The following is a 20,333-nucleotide window of genomic DNA, read 5'->3' on the forward strand; positions in this document are numbered from 1 at the left end:
CAATGCCAATTAAAGCAGCTACTAACACAAGTACGATCATTTTTATACGATCGATGATATCCACTTCCTTTGTTGAATGAATATAGTAAAATCTTATATATGAATTACGAGTCATTTTTAATAAAGTTTCATGAAAACAGGACTTTGTAGAAGAGATTCGACCGTATTGTAGACTTTTCTCTTTTAACGGAGCGTGTTTGTTTGTATAATCGTACTGGTAGAGAAGCGTAAGGAAGAATTTGATTGCCATAGGAGAATGAATAAATGACTCAATCACAAGTGAATTGGGAAAATGAAATTACGAGACGGCGTACATTCGCCATCATTTCCCACCCGGATGCCGGTAAAACGACAATGACGGAAAAATTATTGTATTATGGAGGCGCCATTCGAGAAGCAGGTGTGGTCAAGGGACGTAAAAATTCCAAGCACGCTACTTCCGACTGGATGGAGATCGAGAAAAAACGTGGTATCTCTGTAACTTCCTCCGCGATGGACTTTGAATATAAAGGACACCATATTAATATTTTGGATACACCTGGTCATGAAGACTTTAGTGAAGATACGTATCGTACGTTGACTGCTGCCGATGCTGCTGTCATGATCATTGACGTGGCAAAAGGGGTGGAAGCGCAAACCATCAAGCTGTTTAAGGTTTGTCGGATGCGTGGAATTCCTATTTTTACCTTTATTAACAAATTGGATCGTCACGGAAAAGATCCGTTCTCTCTTTTAGAGGAATTAGAGAGCGTATTGGGTATTCGCTCTTATCCAATGAATTGGCCAATTGGTATGGGTAGCGATCTATGTGGTGTATATGACCGTGTAAAAAACCGCGTGGAGCTATATCAGGATGGTAGTGATCACCAGCAGATTTCTTCCGTTGAAGTAAGCGGAGCTGATGATCTAACAATTAAGAATAGCGTTGGCGAAGTATTATATGATCAACTACAGGAAGAAATTTCTCTATTAGACATCGCAGGAGATGAATACGATGAGTCATTGATCGCTAGGGGAGAGCTGACTCCAGTATTTTTTGGTTCGGCGATCAATAACTTCGGTGTGCAAACTTTCCTGGAGAATTTCTTACAAATGGCACCGCCACCTTCACCAAAGAAAAGTACGATTGGAGAAATCGATCCATTAAATGGTAAATTCTCTGGTTTTATCTTTAAAATCCAAGCCAACATGAATCCAGCTCACCGTGACCGTGTAGCGTTTATGCGCATTTGCTCAGGTAAATTCCAAAGGGGAATGAATGTTCGTCATGTACGTTTAGGTAAAGACATTAAATTGGCCCAGCCGATGCAATTCATGGCGCAAGACCGTGAAATTGTAGAAGAGTCATATGCAGGTGATGTAATTGGCTTATTTGACCCAGGAATTTTCCAAATTGGAGATACGCTATGTGTCGGGTCTGCGTTTGAATATGAAGAAATGCCACATTTCTCACCGGAGTTCTTTGCTAAGGTAACAGTTAAAGATGCGATGAAGCATAAACAGTTCCAAAAAGGTATTATGCAACTGACCGAAGAAGGTACGGTGCAGTTGTTTAAGACACACCCGTGGGAAGAACTCATTATTGGTGTGGTTGGTGTCTTGCAATTTGAGGTACTGGAATACCGTTTGAAAGCAGAGTACGGTGTCGATATTCATTTGCAACGTATGTCGTACCAAGTTGCTCGCTGGATTGAAGGGGATAAGGAAGCGATGGATGCTGTAAAATCCCGTAGCCAATCCGTTACAGATCGTTACGGGCGACTGGTCATGCTATTTGATAGTGAATACCAATTACGGATGGCACAAGAGAAGTATCCGAAGCTTACTTTCCATGAGAGTTCATTGGGATTACATCGTGTGACGGACTAATTTATTAGAAACAAGAACAAGAGACGCAAAGGGATGTTTCGACATCTCTTGCGTCTTTTCTTGTATGAAAAGGTTTTTTCTATTCATGAAGCGGACAGCCACTCTCATATAGTGAAAGAGCAGTAGCAAAGGAAGGAGTGGAAATGTTTTGCGGAGAAAATATGCCCTTTGGTTGCTGTTTGTCATTTTGTTTTTGGCTTCGTTCGACATGCATGCACAGATGCCTCTCTTATCACCCTTTATTAAAGAATTGGGTGCGCCAGCTTTGTTAATTGGTCTATTGTTGAGTGCGTATTCCTTCACAAACCTGATTGGCAATCTGACAGCAGGACCTATCATTGATCGCTACAGCAAAAAAGGATTTATCAGCGCAGGCTTGATGATCTCAGGAATTTTATTAATGCTGCATGGGATCATTGATAGCTCTACGCAATTGCTCGGCATTCGGTTGACCTATGGGTACGTCATGGCTTTTGTCTCACCAGCTTGTTTTGCGGTGCTCGCCTCATCCGCCGATACGATTGATGAGCAAAATAAAATATTTGTACAAAAAGGGATTATTTTAACTTTCGCTTCCATTTTATCACCAGCGGTAGGGGGATTTCTCGCAGGAAGGTTTGGATTTGCTAATTCCTTTGTCATTTTAGGGTGGGTAATGTTGATTACTGGACTGATAGCATTGCTCTTTTTACCCAAGAAAAGTGGGGAAGGAAAACAGGTGACACCTGGTGGATTTATATTCAATGCTGAGGAGAATGAACAAAGACAGACTAAACAAAACAACAAGAATAACAAGAAAGACAATCTGAAAACAACCTTGAACCTGCTATTCGGAAGCATCGGGATGTATCCCGCCTTCTTTTCTGCGTTTGCGATCATGTATGCACAAGGGATAATGATGTATGAAGTGCCGTTATTAATTGCCCGTCAGAATTTAGATCCTACTGTGACTGGCATGGTCTTCAGCATGATGGGACTAGGTTCATTGCTTACATTAAGTCTGACACAGATTCAACGTAAATCACCTGTGGTGCGGTGCTTATTTGGGCTTACAATTTTGAGCACTATGTTTTATGCGACAGCGATGAATTGGAATGTTTCGATTTACTGGATGATGTTTTTTGTGGGCGGTGCCTTTGGACTGTTATTTCCTGCTATGACTACCATTTTAACTTCTTATTCACCGCGTCATCTGTACGGTACTGCTTTTAGTTTTTACTCTGCGATCATGTCTGCTGGAGCCATATTAAGTCCGGTAATGGCAGGAATGTATGATAATGTCAGTCGGTCATTTTTTTCTGGGTTTCTCGTGCTGATGACCGCTAGTATATGTTGCATCTTATTTCAGGATAAAAAGTGGCAGGCAGTCTCTCCGGTACGGCGCTAATATGGCGTCTTACCGGGGGAAATTCAATTTTATGAGGAGTAAATTGTAATTACATGGTAAATCTATTAGAGAACTAGGGAAAATAAAAAACTTCTTGCTCAAATTGTCACGAAACTATTGCTAGTATGGCTTTTAGCCCCCATACTATAACTAATTTTGTAAAGGAGGAATGATCATGTCTACAAAACGCAGCATGTGGTCGTTATCAACTACAGCGCTCGTACTTATTCCAGTAGCTGTCGGTGTTAATTACATCGGTAAATTGTTTGCTGGACTATTAAAACTACCACTGTGGCTGGATGCTATCGGAACAGTACTAGCTAGCTTGCTCGCGGGTCCTATTATCGGCGGATTGTCCGGTCTCATTAATAACATTATTTATGGTTTAACGGTGGACCCGATTTCGTTTGTATATGCACTGACTAGTTTATGTATGGGGTTAGTTGCAGGGGCAATGGCTTTTAAAGGATGGATTAACAGTTGGGGGAAAGCAGCTGTTGTTGGATTAACCGTTGGTGTAACCGCCGTGGTTATTTCTACACCGCTAAATGTATGGTTTTGGGGAGGACAGACGGGTAATTTATGGGGCGATATGGTATTTGCCTATGTGATGAACAATACCCAGTCAATCTGGCTTGCATCTTTTTTAGACGAATTAGTGGTGGATGTACCTGATAAATTATTAACCGTTTTGGTTGCCTATGGAATATATCGCGTGTTGCCTAAGAGCCTTATCCATATGTACAAAAACAAGTCAGATATTGAGTCACTGGACTAAGTTGGTAGATAAGAGGTGTAGAAACCATGAAGACACTTAGCCTATATGTCCCAAAGGATACGATGATACACCAGATTGACCCGATTACCAAGCTCTGCTACATTGCATTTGCCGTATTGGTGCCAATCATTTTACCGTCCCTGCATACTGCTTTGATTGGTATGCTAGTTAGCTTTCTGATTCTACTTGTTGCCAAGGTGTTCAGACGTGCATTGGCGGTCATTAGCTTTGTAGGCTTCGTGCTTGTGACAGTCGTGTTTATCCAAGGCTTTTTTTATGTGAAAAATGAGACGGTGCTGTTTTACATAGGTTCGTGGGCGTTTTATCAGGAAGGTTTGCTATATGCCTTAGGGATTTGCTTTCGCGCACTTAATATCGTAGGAGCTTTTCTCATTCTTGTGTTAACTACAAAACCGTCGGATTTAATTGAATCGCTCGTCCGAAAAGGACTGTCAGCCAGATTTGGATATGTGTTAAGCTCTGTGTTCCAAATCATTCCACAAATGATGACAACAATGGATACGATTACAGATGCGCAGCGGTCGCGTGGAATGGAGACCGAGGGGAACCTGTTTGCCAGAATGAAAGCATTTGTCCCGCTGATTGGTCCGGTTGTACTAAGCTCGCTCATTGATACGAAGGAACGGAGTCTTGCCTTACAGGTTCGCGGATTTAATGTATCGGGGCCTAAGACGTTTCTTCAGGAAGAAACACAATATCCGCATAGAAAAATATTACGGGTACTCATGGCAGTATGCGTAGTGGTTGCAATTGTTTGGAGGGTAATCGGATGAGTCACATTGAGATTAATCAGCTAAAATATCGGTATCCCATGAACGAACAATTGGCCTTAGATGATGTTAGCTTGACAGTAGAACGTAGTGAGTTCCTCGGAGTAATTGGACAAAATCTAGCTGGTAAATCGACATTTTGCCAAGCGTTAACTGGTTTAGTTCCTCACTTTTACAAAGGAGCCTATGGCGGTAGTGTATTGATTGATGGTACAGATGTAGGCAAAGTAGGTGTAGATGAAACCATACGAAAAGTAGGCATTGTCTTCCAGAATCCATTTACGCAGGTGACGGGTGCCAAGCTAACTGTATATGAAGAAATTGCATTTGGACTGGAGCATTTGGGTGTACCACGTCAACAAATGATGGAGAGAATTGATCACGTCCTGCATCTGTTGGATATAGAAGAGTGTAAAGACCGTGCCCCATTCGATCTGTCTGGTGGTCAGATGCAACGAATGGCCATCGCTAGTGTCATTGCTATGCGCCCCCAAGTGATTGTGTTAGATGAGCCTACATCTCAACTTGATCCTCAAGGTTCAGAAGAGGTGTTTCAGGCCATTCAAAGCTTGAGTAAGGAAGGCATGACTGTCATACTGGCTGAACACAAAATGGAGAAGCTAGCAGTATATGCTGACCGGATTGCCTTGTTTCATCAGGGTAAACTGGTTGATGTGGATACACCGTCCCGACTGTTCTCACGAGATGACTTGGCGCAATATGGCGTGCAACCACCAGTATACACGCGGGTTTGTCGGGAACTAGCGTTAAAGGTACCAGGCTCCAATACATATCCCGTTACGTTGGAGGAAGCGCAACGTTCTTATGAGGCTCAACGCCAACAAAATGGGGTAGAGTCACTTGAACGGATACAAGATTCTTCGACATCTACAAAGCAGGCTGGTCAACTTCATGGGCAAAAAAGGTCACAGTCTAGCGAGGGTGAACAGCATGATTAAACTAATGGATGTTCGATTTGGTTATCAACCGGGGCAGGAAGTACTAAAAGGACTTTCACTCACATTTGATCAGCGCACGACGGCTATTATTGGTCAGAATGGAGCAGGGAAGACGACGTTGGTAAAGCTGTTAAAAGGTTTATTGCAGCCGACAGCAGGAGACGTTTTTATTGGAGAGGTTAATACAAAAACGGCCACTGTAGCACAGCTAGCCAGTACGATTGGGCTTGTCTTTCAAAATCCGCATGACCAGATTTTTAAAAGAACGGTAGTAGATGAAGTGATGTTTGGCCCCTTACAACTTAAGGTGAATGAACAAACAGCGAAACAACGTGCCCAAGAAGCATTAGAACTAGTAGGCTTGTGGGAGCGTCATGCTGAGAATCCCCATGACTTAGGACTATCTGAGAAAAAATTAATTACAATTGCATCTGTGGTTGCCATGAATACAGATATCATCATTTTAGATGAACCAACCATTGCGCAGGATGACGCTGGCAAACGCCGGATTGCAGAGATTATCAAGCAGTTGAAACATGAAGGAAAACTAGTGATGGCTATTCTGCATGATATGGATTTTGTTGCTGCTCATTTTGAGCGAACAATCGTCCTGAACCAGGGACAGGTGCTGGGAGACAAAGATACACGCGACGTCTTTTCCCAACAGGAGCTTTTGCAACGCGCGGGATTGGACACGCCATATGTGACTCAGCTCGGCAAACAATGGGAAGAAGAGACCGTATTGACAGCGGAAGAGCTGATCGGGAGATGGTCATTAAGGGGCTAGTTAAACAGGCTCCAATCTTTTATCAGATATAAAGTAAAGCTAAAAGCCCACGATTTCCTTGATACATGAGAAATCGTGGGTTTTTCATATATAGAACCTACACGAGCAACAGATGAAAGTCATTTGTTTTCATGAAGCGTCCTTATATACGGCTATTCAACTAAATGTCTATTCTCAAAAACTTTGATCTGACCGACAGATTGAAAGCCAGATTTTTTATAAATATTGATTCCATCAGGAGAAGCTTGTAGCACACAAAGCGGTGGATGCGGAGCGCTTGGGATGCGAAAGAGAGGAAAAAATGATACCGTCCAAAATGCTAAATTCGGACGGTATCGGGTTAATCCTATCAGAAGAAGAAGAAACGACGGCGTCTACGGAAGAAACCGCAACAGCGACGGCGGCGACGACAGCAACAAGACATAACTCCACCTCCTCATTGTTTCATACTGTATATGTAATCGAAAATAGCTGAAAATGCTTGGACGAAATTCATGGAAATACGTTTGTTTATGCGATTTATGGGTTATTTCCACACTTTCCTTTAATCAAGGCCTTGAGGTTTTATCTTTAGAAATAAATTATTTACTGTACTCGCCTAAAAGTGATTGAAAAATTTTACATTTGATATGAAATGGATCACCCCTAAGCTACTTGAAGCTGTTTTTTTATTTCTTTCAGTGATATGCCTGCTCTTGCTTGAATAAATACGTATTCGATCCCTCGTTTGGAGCTGTTTCCACTGTTCCAGTCCTCTAATGAGTAGACCCTGTATGTTAAGGAATCGATTTTTTTATGTAGCTTCTTCAAATAAGGCACCCGTTAGCAAAAGAAGGGAATGTAATTTAGTTTGGAGTTTTATAGTTGACTATCCAAACCACGATTTTAGATAGCGAGAAAAATAAACACCTCTGTTAACATTTCCACAATCTTTTAACCTCTACCAATTCCTGACCATTGAATTCCATTCTGTAGATATCGGGTTTTGAAGTTTTTAATAAAAATTCCAAGTCGTATTGACGATCAAAATACCCCATCATTAATGTCATAACAGCCCCATGAGTTCCTATTACAACTTTCTGTCCTGTATATTTCTTTAGAATTTTTTTCAAAGCTGTTACAGAACGATTCTGACAATTTGTAATAGATTCCCCTCCAGGTAACGAAAAGTCTGGATCAGAAAACATCTTCTTTACTAATGGATACAATTCCTTATCAGACAATATCTTATCGTCACTTATAAAAACCATTTCTCTAAAATCTTCATCAACTAATATTTCTGTACCTAAAGACTGGGCTAATTCCTCGATTGTTAAAATTGACCTTCTATATGGACTTGAAATGAACGTGTCTATTCCCTCATCTTTTAATAATTCAGTTATTATATGGGCATCTGACCTACCCTTCTTAGTCAGCTCACGTGTTCTCTCGTTCCCTTCTGTTTTCGGTGATTCGCCATGTCTCACCATGAAAATGAAAGTTTTCATAATATCCCTCCATGATTTTTAGAAACTTGTTACTCCAAATAAATCCTTGTTTTAAATCTAATATTAATCAACACAGTTTTACTGATCTTAAACAATCCTGACCCCTAAGTACATTCCTTCTTTGGCACGTTTGAATCATTCGTTTCTTATCTGTCAATGGAGTGCTATTTGTGAACATACGTTCCGCTCACTGTATTAAGGTACTTTTTGTCTCTTCATTCCTTACTTTTAAGTAGGTTAGTCAGTTTTTTACTTTTTGGATGTAAAACAATCGTTATTTACAATTGTTTGTATAAATAGACTATGGTATCATGTTTTTGTAAGCGATATCAATAATACGGCGTGTTACTAGTTAGACTAGGCATAAGCCAAACAACGGAGTTATTTCTACCGTTTTTTGGGTTATGCTATTTTTATTTTATCCTTTCATTTTTTTATACGCTTACATCAACTAGACATATCTGTTATAACGTGCAGGTACCCTACATTGCCAAGATTTTTTAGGAGGAACTATCATGACAAAACACAAAAGTAAACTAATCCTTTCATTAGCGTTGGCACTCTCTGTCTCTCCTTTGACTAGCGCATTTGCTCAAGCAGAAAAAAGCCCCGTTGTAAAAAATGAGACGACCGCACAGCGGATTCAGCATCTTGTTGATTCAACGATCGATCTATTCCGCAATAGCTCTCAAAATGATAAATTTGCGCTCATGGAAAAAAATCTGCAAGAAGCTAGCTCATTAGATCCATTTAACATGGAGTTAAAGTTTTATTTGGCCTCAACTTTGATTTTTCAAAAGAAAGTAGATGAAGCTGTTAGCATTTACAAGCAGATTGTTAATTTCCAACCAAATCATTTTGAAGCAAATCTTTTGTATGGCGTTTATTCAAAAGTAAATGGTGATGAGGCTACATACAATAAAGCCATGGCTACGTTACAAAAGCTTGATCCACAACAAGCGAATGCTTTTCAAGCGAAGCTACAGGCAGCGGATGCTTATTTAACAACCGAGCTTAGTACGACAGTGCCTCAAAACCTACCTCAAAAAGACCATGCGATTATCATCTTAGGTTTTGCACTTGAAAACGATGGTTCCATGAAACAACCACTAATTGAACGTTTACAAGCTGGATTAGCTATTGCAAAAAAATATCCAAATTCAAAAATTATCGTTACAGGCGGATCAGCTAAAAATGGCGTAACAGAAGCAGAAGCCATGAATAAATGGTTGTTGGAAAAAGGCGTGGACAAGAATCGTATCGTACTAGAAAAAAGCGCATCTGATACAGTAGAAAACGCATTATGTACAACAGCTATTTTAGAAACCATGGGAATAACAGATGCTACATTGGTTACAAACGCAACTCATATGCGCCGCGCCCTCTCTGGATTCCAAGCATCTAGTGACCACTATGCTCGTCTAATGGGAAAAGAAAATAAACGTACTTTTACGAACATGGTATATATGGATTACCCTTCTGTAGATAAAGCAAAACAAGTAACAAAAGATGAAAAACTAGGTATTTACCGCGATCTGTTACGTACATCTGGAATCTGGGCTTACCCAGGCTATCAACGCTAAAAAAACGAAGAATTGATATGATCCCCTTCTTGTAGACAAGAATGAAGAAGCACCTAATTCTGTTCTTGAAGTGACCCAGTAAATTGAGACAAGGAAAAAGCACCTCCTGAATCGTATTTCTAATATGATTCGAAGGAGGTGCTTCTTTATGGGCAAAATGCGGAGAACATTCGTTGAGAATTACAAATTGGAAATCGTGAAGATGTATTAACACGGAACAAAAGGATACAAAGCGCTTGCGAAAGAACTTGAAATTGACAATCGAAGCATCAGGCCCTCAAAAAATTTAGCATGTAAGTCCCTATGAGTCTAGAAAAACCGGGTTGATAGAATGACGTGGCAGATAGTGGAAGAACAGTAGGTAAAATTATCAAACTCAGTTGACAGATATATTGAAATATTGTAATGTTCCCTAAAGTATATTCTTTTATGATTTATTGTAAAATATTTGCATTCAAGGTTGAGGAAATAGAAGCTTGGGCTGCTAAGTGGTGAAGCTTCAGAATAGTTGTTCAGTTTGACACTAGATGTATATTATGACTTACGTTTAACTAACGGATTCGTTACTTGAAGAACGCCGTATTTTTCCTTTGTGAAAATGCGGCATATTTGTATACGGTGCAGGCGATAAAGGCGATGAGGTTCCTTACTCGCTGGAGCTTCAGCTTGATGCTATTGTTAATGTTTTAGTAGCTAAGCAAAAGTAAAAGTTTGAAAATTATACCCCGGTATATAAAAGATAAACAAGAGCGCTTGCTTTATAATGTAGAGGAAGGTTTTGAATACGTTTCTATACAAATTCATATTGGGGCAGTAGAACCAACCACCGCTGACCTCATCGTTGGCAGAGTTGGGGTCAGGTGTTCGATCCTTCTAAATTCCACACATGTGGAGTGTGTTATATTGATAACACGTGTAACTATTAGATAAATGGAGAGGAATATACGGATGGAAATTAAAGTAAATCATAAGGGAGATTCAAAAGTTGCCATTATATCAGGCGACAGCGTAATTATAAATAACGTAAACGACGCCTTGGATTTAATGGCAAACGTCCGATATAACGGTTGCGAGAAAATGCTGGTGAGAAAAGAGAATATAATTGATGATTTCTTTGATTTAAAAACAGGCCTTGCGGGTGAGGTTTTACAAAAATAACAAACTACAACATGAAAATTGCAATCGTTGGTGAATTTGAATCATATAACAGTAAAAGTTTGAATGACTTCATTTACGAATGCAACAAAGGAAAGCAAGTATTTTTCAAAAGAACAGAAGACGAAGCGTTGCATGCACTTCATGGCATAGATTCTTAAAAGTGAGCGGTGTCAGATACAGCATTTTTTTCAGTAGAAGCTCTTCACGGCTACATTAATTTCTATAATCAGCAACGGTTTCAATCTCGATTAAAAAACCTGAGTCCGGTAGAATACCGAACTCAGGCAGCCTAGATGGGGCTTGTTTAAAGTTGTCTACTTGACAGCGGTAAGATCAGACCACCTAAACTTGCCAAGTGGTCTTTATTGTATTTACTCATCTCCTGTTGCCACGGGACTATCCTCATAAGATGACCAATCGCTCCAGCTACCTCCGTATAACATTGCATCGGGTCGATCGGCTCTCATTAGTGCCAGGAGATTGACGCATGCTGTTACACCTGATCCACAGTAAACTATAATGTGCTTTTGCTTTAATAACTCACCGAAATGGTTTTGCAACTGCTCTTTCGTTTTTAATGTACCATCTGCTTGTAAGGTGTTTTTGTAAAAGAAGCACTCAGCTCCAGGAATGTGTCCTGCCTTAGAGTCCAAGGGTTCCACATCACCACGATAACGCTCCGGTGCTCGGGAGTCGAGTAGAGGGGTGGTAGCCTCCCGTTGCTCCACTGCGTGCTTGGTAAGAAGCATATCTGGTTGGACATTCGCTGTGAAGGAACGAGGCTCTCTATGTAGGATTTCGGTGCTAATGGGATAATTATCTTTGTTCCACGCGGCATAACCGCCGTCCAGTACGTACACACTCTCATGTCCCACATAGCGCAACATCCACCACAAGCGAGCTGCCATCGCCATATCTACACCATCATAAGCGACAACGGTGGTATGTTCGTCAATACCGATGCGGGAAAATAAATCTTCAATGGCAGAAACGCTCGGTAAAGGATGACGTCCACCGTGACCTTGCTCTGTTTTCGGACCAGATAGGTCTGAATCCAGACTAAGATAGATGGCACCCGGAATGTGTCCCGCATCGTATTCCACCCGACCTACATCTGGTTGTCCGAGAATAAACCGGCAGTCCAATATCACTACAGATGGATCTTTCAGATGCTCATGAAGCCAACCAGCTTGCACTACGGGGTCTTGCAGCTTATCCTGTAACATCCAATCCCTCTTTTCCATAATAGATCGAAATTTTGCCTTTTTAATACTATAACAGATTAGAAGTTGTTTCGCCTTTGGAAAGGATGGTACATTGGGGTATAGGGAGGGATACAGCCCAACTTCCATAGGCACATAAGTAGGGAAAGACATAAGGAAGCTTTTTTTGTTTCTGGTAGATTGTCAGGTTCATATATAAACCAGATAAACAGGCAGGAGGATACCATGATAAAGGCGTTAGTGTTTGATTTTGACGGAACTATCTTGGATACAGAATGGACATTATATCAGTCATTTAAGGAAATCTATGAATCTTATGGAGTAATACTTCCTATCGATTTATGGTCGCAGGGTGTGGGAAGTGAACTCGTATTTGATCCCTTCGCTCATTTAGAAGAGCTGACCCAAGCCCCAGTAGACCGGGTTGCTACAGAAGATAGATGGCTGAATCGTCACCGGGAAATGTTGCAGACAACAGATTTACGACCAGGCGTTCGAGATTATTTGGAAGTAGCGCGATCACACGGATTAAAAATTGGACTTGCATCCAGCTCCCCACGTTCCTGGGTAGAGCCCCATCTAAAAAAATATGGAATACGAGATTATTTCTCTTGCATTTTTACTAAAGATGATGTGCTACAAGTAAAACCTGACCCAGAGCTTTACACAAAAACGCTCTCTTGCCTTGGAGTAAGACCGCATGAAGCGATTGCTGTAGAGGATTCGGTCACAGGCGCGATTGCAGCCAAAGCGGCTGGTATGTACTGCATCATTACACCACATGAGCTATCTCGTCAGCATGCTTTTACAGAGTATGATGTTCGCTTGGAGTCACTTGCAGAGCGACGTTTGGAGCAGGTGTTAGAAGGATTTAAATAAGGCTAAGTTGAGCAAGAGCGTGGATTCATGCACGGCTCTATAATAGGAAAATATGATTTTATGTACGATAATTTCAGTTCATTTTCGATTTGGCTCCCTAACGTTTTGTTGGGGAGCTTTAAGTTAAATAACATAAAAAGCTACCGAGGTTTCTCGACAACCTGAGGCTAGGTTATATTACTATTCAAGTTATAAATCGTATTATTATTTACACCATTATTCCTATGTAAATTCCATGCGAAAACCCTTCTGACGGTCCAGCCATTTTCATTAGGTGGGTTGTCTGTCAGAAGGGTTTTTTCAAAAGAGAATGGCTCCAGCAACTGGTGCTATTGACGTTTGCCAAGGAACACGACATCTTCATCATCTGAGATAGAATGCTCGCGTGGTTTGTTCTGGACAGAACTGTTCTGATGCGACATGGTACTGGTAAAGACACGAGGATTACCGTCATTTTTCAGTCCTTTAATAAATCGACCAGCTTTCCCTGCTATAACAAGTGCCACCACGGCAATCAATACAATCGGTATCAAGGCTAACATCGCCAAAATGAGTAAGAATTTCATCTCTGTCTCCCCTTTAAGTCGGCTAGTAATATATACGAAACAGGAGCACAGAAGTTTCAGGCTTGTAAATATTTTTGATAAGGGGTAAAGTCAATCTCTTTTTCTTTCAAATGAGCAATTAAAAATTTGTGATCACGTTTTGGAGTGGCAATAATGTAGCCACGAATGATCAGCTCTGTAGTCATGTGGTCCACTTTTTCATCCAGTGCCAACTGACCAATTTTTGCAGCAATGGTGCGCCTCGCTACCGGGCGGAATAATTCAGGAACAGGGTGTACTAGTTCGTTTAACAACTTCAGGCCTTCATCGTCCCACATGTGCCGTGTCTGATCAATAAAGTGATCTTGCCAATCCAAATCAGATTTACCATCTTGTTTTGGCATTGATTTTAGAAATTTTCGGAACATAAAATAGCCACCAATGGCAAACAGTCCAACCAACACAATGGTCCAACCGATAATAAACCAGGAAAACATTCCGTTCACAAGCTACACCTCGTTATCGTTATGCTTCTTACTATCCGTAATTCAACTATTATCCTAACGTTTTCATTGTACAACAAATATTCCGTTTTTTTAAGAGGAGGAGTACAAAGAAACTAGCGAAATGCAAACCATCTCTCTACAGTGATTCGCCTATTTAAGGATTTTCTCTTTCCAATTCTACATGAAATGAGTAAGATAGATAGTACAATAGCTGTTGGAAAAAGGGGGCTCGTGCCTATGTTTACACTTGGACAACGGGTAATTATCACAGCAGATTCCTTTGAACAATCGTTGCCAATCGGAGAACATGCCTATCTTATCGGCCGCGATCGCAACCCGGATTCGGCTTTTGACTGGTTGATTCGTGTCCCAAAATACGATCGACATTTTCCTGTGACGGATAAAGATATCTCTTTAGAAGAGACGATTTGGGAAGAAGCAGCTGAGCGAGCGCAGCATGAAGCTTTGCTTGATTTTGCTTTGGCCACCAAAAATGAAGCTTTGTTTCGTAAAGTGGTAGGTCTTGCTGACGAAGAGCCCGAACAAGGTGCGACAAAGGAAACAACTGAGGAATTTATTCGTAAAGTAAATATGAAAGCATGGATATAAGTTGCCTACCAGAATGATTTCCCAATCGGGCCAAAAGGAAGGGAGGCTTGGGGAGATCATTTTGTATTTCGATTCCTTCTGGTAGCAGGAATTGCAAGGGTATAACAAGAAATCAGTTAGAGAAGAGATAGATCATTAAAAACTAGGTGACGAAGCTTGTTTCGCCAAGGAAAGAGAGGCCCTTTAGCCATGTCAGATTTTATTGAATTTCAAAACGAAGATGGACAGAGTATGCAGTTATCCCGCGAGGATTTTCAAGATAAAATCATTCCGAAGTATATGGACCTGTACTGGAATGAAAATGAAAAATTACGAGAATTTGCTATGGAGTTGGTACGTCAGGAATTTCCTGAACAAGCTTCTAAAGCAGCGGATCGTTTATTAGAATTGTATGGTCCGATTGAACCTGCGATGATTTTCCGCTCCATTGTACATATGCAAGTGGGGGAATTTCCTGAGGCACAGAAATTATTGCATGAAACAATTGACCAATATCCTGAATCAGCTACCGCTCATCTTAATCTAGCCCGCTTGTATGCACATGCGAGTGATGATCATACAGCGGGTTTGTTGTTGCAAAAGTCATTGCTCATCGATCCAAACCAAGATAGTGGTTTGGAATGGTTGACTAACTCTTTTATGGAAGCAGGCAAAAAGGAGGAGCTGTATCAATATTTAACAGAACTTGGCAATCGAGAAGGAGCATGGCGTCCCCATTATGTCTTGGCACTTGTCGCTTTAAAGGAAGGCGATCTCTTGACTGCTATGAAGATGTTTAAGGAAACACTAGATAAAGTGAATGGTCATGAAGAAATCGTGATGAACGTGACAGGTGAACTGGGACAAGCAGGGTACGTCTATCAGTTGATCCAGATAAGTGAGCAATATTGGAAACCAAGCTTTGAACGCCCTTATGCCGGCTTTAACTACATCAATGCCCTCTTGCAAACAGATGAGACAAAAAAGGCCATTGAGGTACTAAAAGAATTAGTCGAACATACACGCGAAGAGTTTAAGCCAGCGGTACAAGAGTATGTGGACAAATTTCCACAAGAGCTTCTTGAGGCACATCAAGCAGACGATAAAAATGCTGTATCTGCCAACGGAGATGAAAAGAAACCTTGGTGGAAGGTTTGGTAATAGGAAATACAGGAATGTAAACAAGGCTCGGTTTTCCTTTGCGGGAAGATCGGGTCTTGTTTTGTGTTTTACCGGATGTTCGCAGAGTCAACAGTTTATTGACAAGATCATCTGGCGCCGTAGATAAAAAGGTGATAAAATACAATTGTATATTTGATAATGATTATCATTTTTATTTGCAAATAAAAAATGACCAACTACATGTTATTGCCTACACACATAAAGAACAGCATCATAATCTTCAGACTGAAAACCACTGGGGAGGAATATATATGGCAGAAGCAACGCAAACGCTGGCAACGCTTATTACATCGAGAAGATCAGTACGACAAACTCAAAACACTCCACTTCCTATGGAGTCGATTCATGAAATTTTGGAACAGGCAGCGTATGCTCCTTTTCATAGCGAAGTAGAGCCTTGGGCAGTCAAAATAGCTTCGACTGAGCAGGAAAAGAAATATTTTTTCCAATGTGTCTTTAACAGTTACGAGCGTATTGGTATTTTTGAATCATATACGGATGAGAAAAAAGAGAAAGTAAAAGAATCGTACAGGGAGTATTTTGAAGGTACGCCCGTTTCTATCCTGGTAGCAACCGATGTGTTTGACCATGAAAAAAAGGATTTTGAATCAGTTGGAGCTACTTGCGCATTTATCCAAAACGTTCAACTATTGTGCTGGGAGAAGAATATTGGGGCTGTGTGGCGAACCAATCCTTATATTTTTGATCCAGAATTTATAAAGGAAATGGGATTTACTTCCAAACAAAAAATTGTAGGTTCTCTTCATTTAGGTTATCCACAACAAGTACCTAAAGCAAAGGAACGCCGTTCGCTGGATCAATGGGTGTCTCGCGTTCATGTGGGCGCCGAATAACAACTAGATCAACAAGGGTAAGCTCAACATTCCATTTATCACTGGTGCGTGATGCTGGAATGTTTTTTGTTGTTTTTCGTGAAGTAGCAGGTAAGGAGTATAAATGATCTTGCATAATCTTGTGATTTAAGCAAGGAAAGATATACTTAATTTGTTTCCTGAGAAACAAAAAGAGGTATCCGAATGGTAAAGGAGAGAAGATAAATGATTACACAACAAATCGTAGGAAAGTGGCAAAAGCTACTGCACAAACATGAGGAAAACATCAAAAAGAATCAGACTAGCTTAATGAACTCCATTCGAGAGCTGGATGGACAGACAGGAGAACTGACTTTATCTGAGCTGCATGTTATCGCTTGCATTGGAAAGCAAGGGCAGGTAAATGTAACGGCCATTTCCCAAGAGATGGATATGACTCGTGGAGCTATTTCTAAAATTAGTACCAAATTATTGCAGAGAGGATTTCTACTTAAAAAACAACGAGCGGACAACCAAAAAGAGGTTCATTTTCAGTTAACATCCACGGGCGAAGAGATATTTCGTGTGCATGAAGAGTTACATGAACAGGCTGAGAAACGAGTGGAGGGGTTTCTACAAAAATACTCCTGTTCTGAGCTAGATTTCATCGATCGTCTGCTGACCGATGCCATCGCAGAACATACGAACAAGCAGAGAGAATAGGGCATTTTCAATTTGTGAGAAGGAAATCTTGAGTTTTAAAACAAAATGGATCTTGTATACGTTAGCAATCAAGTGCGTTAGTAGGATCGCAATCCCAAAATATTTACACGCTTTTCGGGAAGTATTTCTTGGTTTTTGTTCTTTCGTGTGTTACAAGGGATCGGCGTATTCCTACGTGCTATAAATCAATCCTTTCACTCTACTGGTGAGCATCCCTTCTTTTTTGTTTTATTCGTTATTCTTGATGGCGAAAGTCAGTGAAAGTAAAATTGATACGTTTACCTGTAATCTGCGTTGTCCCAACTGCTATGAAGGCCTCGATATTAGATCGTCTAAAACCGCTATGACGAAGGAACAAATTCATCAGATGTTTTCTTCTATGGATCAACTCATTCAAGAACGGGGAGCAACCTCCGTACACCTACAATATTTCGGAGGAGAACCATTTTTACGATCGAACAAAGCGATTGTGGAGGACATCACGCTACAAGCTGTTGAGCGAGGATGGACGATTTCTGGTATAACGAATGGTACGCAAATCGATCAGTATTTTGATCTGTTTTCCAGAATACCAGGCAAGGTCGATCAGATTCAAATTACCATGGACGGGCCAGAGGAAATACACAACCAGCTACGTATTCGTGCTGACGGTGGTGGAACCTACTTACAAATTTGCCGGAATGTCACTATTAGAGCTTAACATTCCTGTTCTGCTACGTGTGAATACAGGTACCGATAATGTGAGCCATCTGCCTAGAATGTTTGCCGAATTTGAACAAATGGGTTGGACTGCTTCCCCACATTTTATGTGTCAGATTGCTCCGATAAATGATCATGCCTGTACGGGGTGTGTACCTAATTATCAGCCAGAATTTAAGCTTTTAACACAATTACACGAGACGTTCGGTGATTGGGAAGTAGCTCGAGATCGCTATCGACTAGCATTAGGCTATGATATGGAAAGAAGAACCAGCTTATTAAGACAGGCGATCTATGGCAAGGATTCAATCATGTGGAGAGGGGAAAGTATTGATTTAACTGGGTGTAGTGCATCCAAGCACCATTATGTGGTCTATGGCGCAGAGGGTTTCATTTATGCCTGTCCTGAATCGGTGGGGAATAAAGAGGCAGCGATTGGTCACTATAGCCCTGAGCATTTTATTGATCGCAATAAGTGGAACAAATGGGATTTAAATATTTCAAATACAAGTAAATGCTCTGAGTGTAATATTGCTCCGGTATGTGGAGGAGCCTGTCCGTGGCATGGTTTCCATAGTAGTAAGGAAGATGCCTATGAGCCACACTGTAATTTTGCTCAGCAGACAATGAAAACCTATCTGGATCAGAATAGACAGAGAATCTTGGACTTGTTGGCGGTGAATCAGTAAGTCTTGAATAGAAAAGGAAACTGTCATTGGCAATTAGTAAAATTGCTGTCTTACTTTACGTAGTTAGCCTTGAAGGGAGGTGATACATATGAAATCTTTGAACAATAAAATCTGGACAAAATTGTCTGTAAAAGAGATTGAAAATTCAAACTACCAAGCAAGTTGCTGTCTGATTGCCAAAGTTAATATCGATGAAGGAAGTACACCAAATTCAAAAAATTAGTAACTTTTGGGAGAGAGAAACCGTTTATGGTTTCTCTCCTTCTCAATCGCTTACTTGATACCCAAATAGGGGGATACTAATATGATCGTTACCCATTATCTCTTTCAACATAAGTTGGATGAAGGGAACTATTTATTACTCAACTCATTAACAGGGGCAGTTGATGTGGTTGAACAGCACGTAATTACGGGATTAAAACAGATTAGACAGCATGGAACCTTCCCGTTTTCTCCTAAGGAACACTTCTTTTTACTAGAGCGTGGCTACTTGTATGAAGACAGAACCGACGAGAAAAAGGTAGTAGATCAATTAATTGCTTGGAGTCGTAAGCATCGTGACGAACATACCCCTATTACATTTGTATCTGTCCGACCATGGCCTGTAATTTGCGATGTCCATACTGTTTTGAGCCGCATAAATTGCATGAAACGAGTCAGGTGATGACAGAGAGTCAGGTGGAGGCAGCATTTGAAGCGCTTGATGCGATTCGTGAACAGCGTAAAGATTTATCGAGGGCAGGCTACAATTTGTTTGGTGGGGAACCCCTGTTGCCTACTACTAAAAAAATAGTAGAATCCGTTGTCCAAAAGGCTGCCCAACGTCATTTATATGGTTCTATCACCACAAATGGCACCCATCTCCATCAATTTGTGGATATCCTATATCCCTATCGAACACTTTTACTATTTCAAATCACCATTGATGGAAGCCAAGAGATACATGATAAAAGGCGGATAACGGCTGGTGGTAAGGGAACCTTTGAACAAATTATTTCTAACATTGAATTATACCTTAGCAAAGGCTTTAAAATTGATGTCAGAATGAATTTAAATGAAGAAAATATTCATATCGTACCAGAGTTATTACAGTATCTAAAAGAAAAAAAATTCCCTGAATACGATAATTTTTGTCTTTCGCTATCCCCTGTAACAAATTATACCGGACTTGGTGGGGAAGGAATTATGGCTCCACATGAGGTGGAGGCACGTGTGCGGGAGCAAGTGCCTATGAATTTACTAAAAGAGGTTAAGGTTGGGTTAAATGGTGATTTTTCGCGGTTGAATTTGCCTGTAAGTAAGGCGATAGGCGAAAGCTTTATAAAAGATGAGTTTATGCCATCGCTATTTTATTGTGAGGCCTCAGGCGGAAGTTTTTATGTATTTGCACCAGATGGCAACATTTATCCCTGTAATCAGATCATTGCAGACCCTAGTTGGGCGATTGGTACCTATGATTCCGAGTTTTATATTAACCAAGAAGCAGCAGACCTATGGCATGGTCGAGATGTTAGTAATATGCCTCAATGTATGGAGTGCAGTGTTGCCTTCCTTTGCTCAGGTGGTTGTCCGGTCATGGCTAACAGGAAGTATGGTTCTCCTATGGCTTCTTATTGTGGAACCTCAAAAAAAGAATTACATGATTATTTAGATTCGGTCGCTCCTAAAATTTTGTCCCAAGTATAAGA

Annotated in this window: 22 protein-coding genes and 2 pseudogenes; 19 read left to right on the forward strand and 5 right to left on the reverse strand. The window is 40.7% G+C overall.

All coding sequences use genetic code 11. From position 1 onward, the window contains the following. Positions 1-264: 264 nt before the first annotated feature. The 6 genes from EEL30_14390 (at position 265) to EEL30_14415 (ending at position 6,571) form a co-directional block, all read left to right on the forward strand. Positions 265-1,869: a peptide chain release factor 3 gene (locus tag EEL30_14390; protein ID QDX93380.1), complete on the forward strand. Its 1,605-nt coding sequence runs from the start codon at positions 265-267 to the stop codon at positions 1,867-1,869. Positions 1,870-2,017: 148 nt separating this feature from the next. Then, entirely contained in the window at positions 2,018-3,256 is a 1,239-nt protein-coding gene (locus EEL30_14395) for an MFS transporter (protein QDX93381.1), read from the forward strand. Positions 3,257-3,431: 175 nt separating this feature from the next. Then, entirely contained in the window at positions 3,432-4,034 is a 603-nt protein-coding gene (locus EEL30_14400) for an ECF transporter S component (protein ID QDX93382.1), read from the forward strand. 26 nt (positions 4,035-4,060) lie between these two features. Beyond that, positions 4,061-4,828 carry an energy-coupling factor transporter transmembrane protein EcfT gene (locus tag EEL30_14405; protein ID QDX93383.1) on the forward strand — a complete coding sequence of 256 codons (768 nt, stop codon included), beginning with the start codon at positions 4,061-4,063 and terminating at the stop codon, positions 4,826-4,828. Further along, complete coding sequence (locus tag EEL30_14410; GenBank protein ID QDX93384.1) at positions 4,825-5,784, forward strand: ATP-binding cassette domain-containing protein; 960 nt, start codon at positions 4,825-4,827, stop codon at positions 5,782-5,784. Before EEL30_14405 ends, EEL30_14410 begins: the two co-directional genes overlap by 4 nt. After that, entirely contained in the window at positions 5,777-6,571 is a 795-nt protein-coding gene (locus EEL30_14415) for an ATP-binding cassette domain-containing protein (protein QDX93385.1), read from the forward strand. Before EEL30_14410 ends, EEL30_14415 begins: the two co-directional genes overlap by 8 nt. 152 nt (positions 6,572-6,723) lie before the next feature. Here the strand turns inward: EEL30_14415 and EEL30_14420 are convergent. Continuing rightward, positions 6,724-6,828, reverse strand: a pseudogene (locus EEL30_14420) (N-acetyltransferase). A 5-nt stretch (positions 6,829-6,833) separates the two neighbouring features. Between EEL30_14420 and EEL30_14425 the strand changes: the two are divergent. Further along, the gene (locus tag EEL30_14425) at positions 6,834-7,046 is read left to right on the forward strand and encodes a hypothetical protein (protein QDX93386.1); all 213 of its coding nucleotides are present in this window, start codon (positions 6,834-6,836) and stop codon (positions 7,044-7,046) included. Between the two features lie 439 nt (positions 7,047-7,485). Here EEL30_14425 and EEL30_14430 read toward each other — a convergent pair whose 3' ends face one another. Then, positions 7,486-8,058 carry a histidine phosphatase family protein gene (locus tag EEL30_14430; GenBank protein ID QDX93387.1) on the reverse strand — a complete coding sequence of 191 codons (573 nt, stop codon included), beginning with the start codon at positions 8,056-8,058 and terminating at the stop codon, positions 7,486-7,488. 515 nt (positions 8,059-8,573) lie between these two features. Between EEL30_14430 and EEL30_14435 the strand changes: the two genes are divergently transcribed. The 3 genes and pseudogenes from EEL30_14435 (at position 8,574) to EEL30_14445 (ending at position 11,092) form a co-directional block, all read left to right on the forward strand. After that, positions 8,574-9,641 (forward strand): YdcF family protein, encoded by a 1,068-nt coding sequence (locus EEL30_14435; GenBank protein QDX93388.1) that lies wholly within the window; start codon positions 8,574-8,576, stop codon positions 9,639-9,641. A gap of 948 nt (positions 9,642-10,589) precedes the next feature. Next, positions 10,590-10,957: pseudogene (locus tag EEL30_14440) on the forward strand (DUF4180 domain-containing protein). Positions 10,958-10,966: 9 nt separating this feature from the next. Beyond that, positions 10,967-11,092, forward strand: a complete 126-nt coding sequence (locus tag EEL30_14445) for a hypothetical protein (GenBank protein ID QDX93389.1) — start codon at positions 10,967-10,969, stop codon at positions 11,090-11,092. 78 nt (positions 11,093-11,170) lie between these two features. On the opposite strand, the gene EEL30_14450 is transcribed toward EEL30_14445, so the two are convergent. Then, positions 11,171-12,025, reverse strand: a complete 855-nt coding sequence (locus tag EEL30_14450) for a sulfurtransferase (GenBank protein ID QDX93390.1) — start codon at positions 12,023-12,025, stop codon at positions 11,171-11,173. 222 nt (positions 12,026-12,247) lie between these two features. Between EEL30_14450 and EEL30_14455 the strand changes: the two genes are divergently transcribed. Beyond that, the gene (locus EEL30_14455) at positions 12,248-12,901 is read left to right on the forward strand and encodes an HAD family hydrolase (GenBank protein ID QDX93391.1); all 654 of its coding nucleotides are present in this window, start codon (positions 12,248-12,250) and stop codon (positions 12,899-12,901) included. 329 nt (positions 12,902-13,230) lie between these two features. Here the strand turns inward: EEL30_14455 and EEL30_14460 are convergent, their stop codons facing one another. Continuing rightward, complete coding sequence (locus tag EEL30_14460) at positions 13,231-13,467, reverse strand: hypothetical protein (protein ID QDX93392.1); 237 nt, start codon at positions 13,465-13,467, stop codon at positions 13,231-13,233. Between the two features lie 56 nt (positions 13,468-13,523). Then, entirely contained in the window at positions 13,524-13,952 is a 429-nt protein-coding gene (locus tag EEL30_14465) for a DUF2621 domain-containing protein (protein ID QDX93393.1), read from the reverse strand. Between the two features lie 237 nt (positions 13,953-14,189). On the opposite strand from EEL30_14465, the gene EEL30_14470 reads away from it, so the two are divergent. The 8 genes from EEL30_14470 to EEL30_14505 all read left to right on the forward strand — a co-directional run bounded on the left by EEL30_14470 (position 14,190) and on the right by EEL30_14505 (position 20,331). After that, entirely contained in the window at positions 14,190-14,561 is a 372-nt protein-coding gene (locus tag EEL30_14470) for an ATPase (protein ID QDX93394.1), read from the forward strand. A gap of 189 nt (positions 14,562-14,750) precedes the next feature. Next, a complete protein-coding gene (locus tag EEL30_14475; GenBank protein ID QDX95775.1) occupies positions 14,751-15,701 on the forward strand; it encodes a hypothetical protein in 951 nt (316 codons plus the stop codon). A gap of 272 nt (positions 15,702-15,973) precedes the next feature. Next, positions 15,974-16,576: an NAD(P)H nitroreductase gene (locus EEL30_14480; protein QDX93395.1), complete on the forward strand. Its 603-nt coding sequence runs from the start codon at positions 15,974-15,976 to the stop codon at positions 16,574-16,576. Between the two features lie 204 nt (positions 16,577-16,780). Continuing rightward, positions 16,781-17,257, forward strand: a complete 477-nt coding sequence (locus EEL30_14485) for a MarR family transcriptional regulator (GenBank protein QDX93396.1) — start codon at positions 16,781-16,783, stop codon at positions 17,255-17,257. 223 nt (positions 17,258-17,480) lie between these two features. After that, positions 17,481-17,957 carry a 4Fe-4S cluster-binding domain-containing protein gene (locus tag EEL30_14490; protein QDX93397.1) on the forward strand — a complete coding sequence of 159 codons (477 nt, stop codon included), beginning with the start codon at positions 17,481-17,483 and terminating at the stop codon, positions 17,955-17,957. Beyond that, positions 17,785-18,645 (forward strand): SPASM domain-containing protein, encoded by an 861-nt coding sequence (locus tag EEL30_14495; GenBank protein ID QDX93398.1) that lies wholly within the window; start codon positions 17,785-17,787, stop codon positions 18,643-18,645. The genes EEL30_14490 and EEL30_14495 overlap by 173 nt, the downstream gene beginning before the upstream one ends. Before the next feature lie 304 nt (positions 18,646-18,949). After that, positions 18,950-19,309, forward strand: coding sequence for a hypothetical protein (locus EEL30_14500; protein ID QDX93399.1), 360 nt, complete (start codon positions 18,950-18,952; stop codon positions 19,307-19,309). Next, entirely contained in the window at positions 19,243-20,331 is a 1,089-nt protein-coding gene (locus EEL30_14505; protein QDX93400.1) for a radical SAM protein, read from the forward strand. The genes EEL30_14500 and EEL30_14505 overlap by 67 nt, the downstream gene beginning before the upstream one ends. The last annotated feature ends 2 nt before the right edge of the window (positions 20,332-20,333 follow it).

Source organism: Brevibacillus laterosporus, from assembly GCA_007833815.1.
Lineage (GTDB): Bacteria > Bacillota > Bacilli > Brevibacillales > Brevibacillaceae > Brevibacillus_B > Brevibacillus_B laterosporus_D.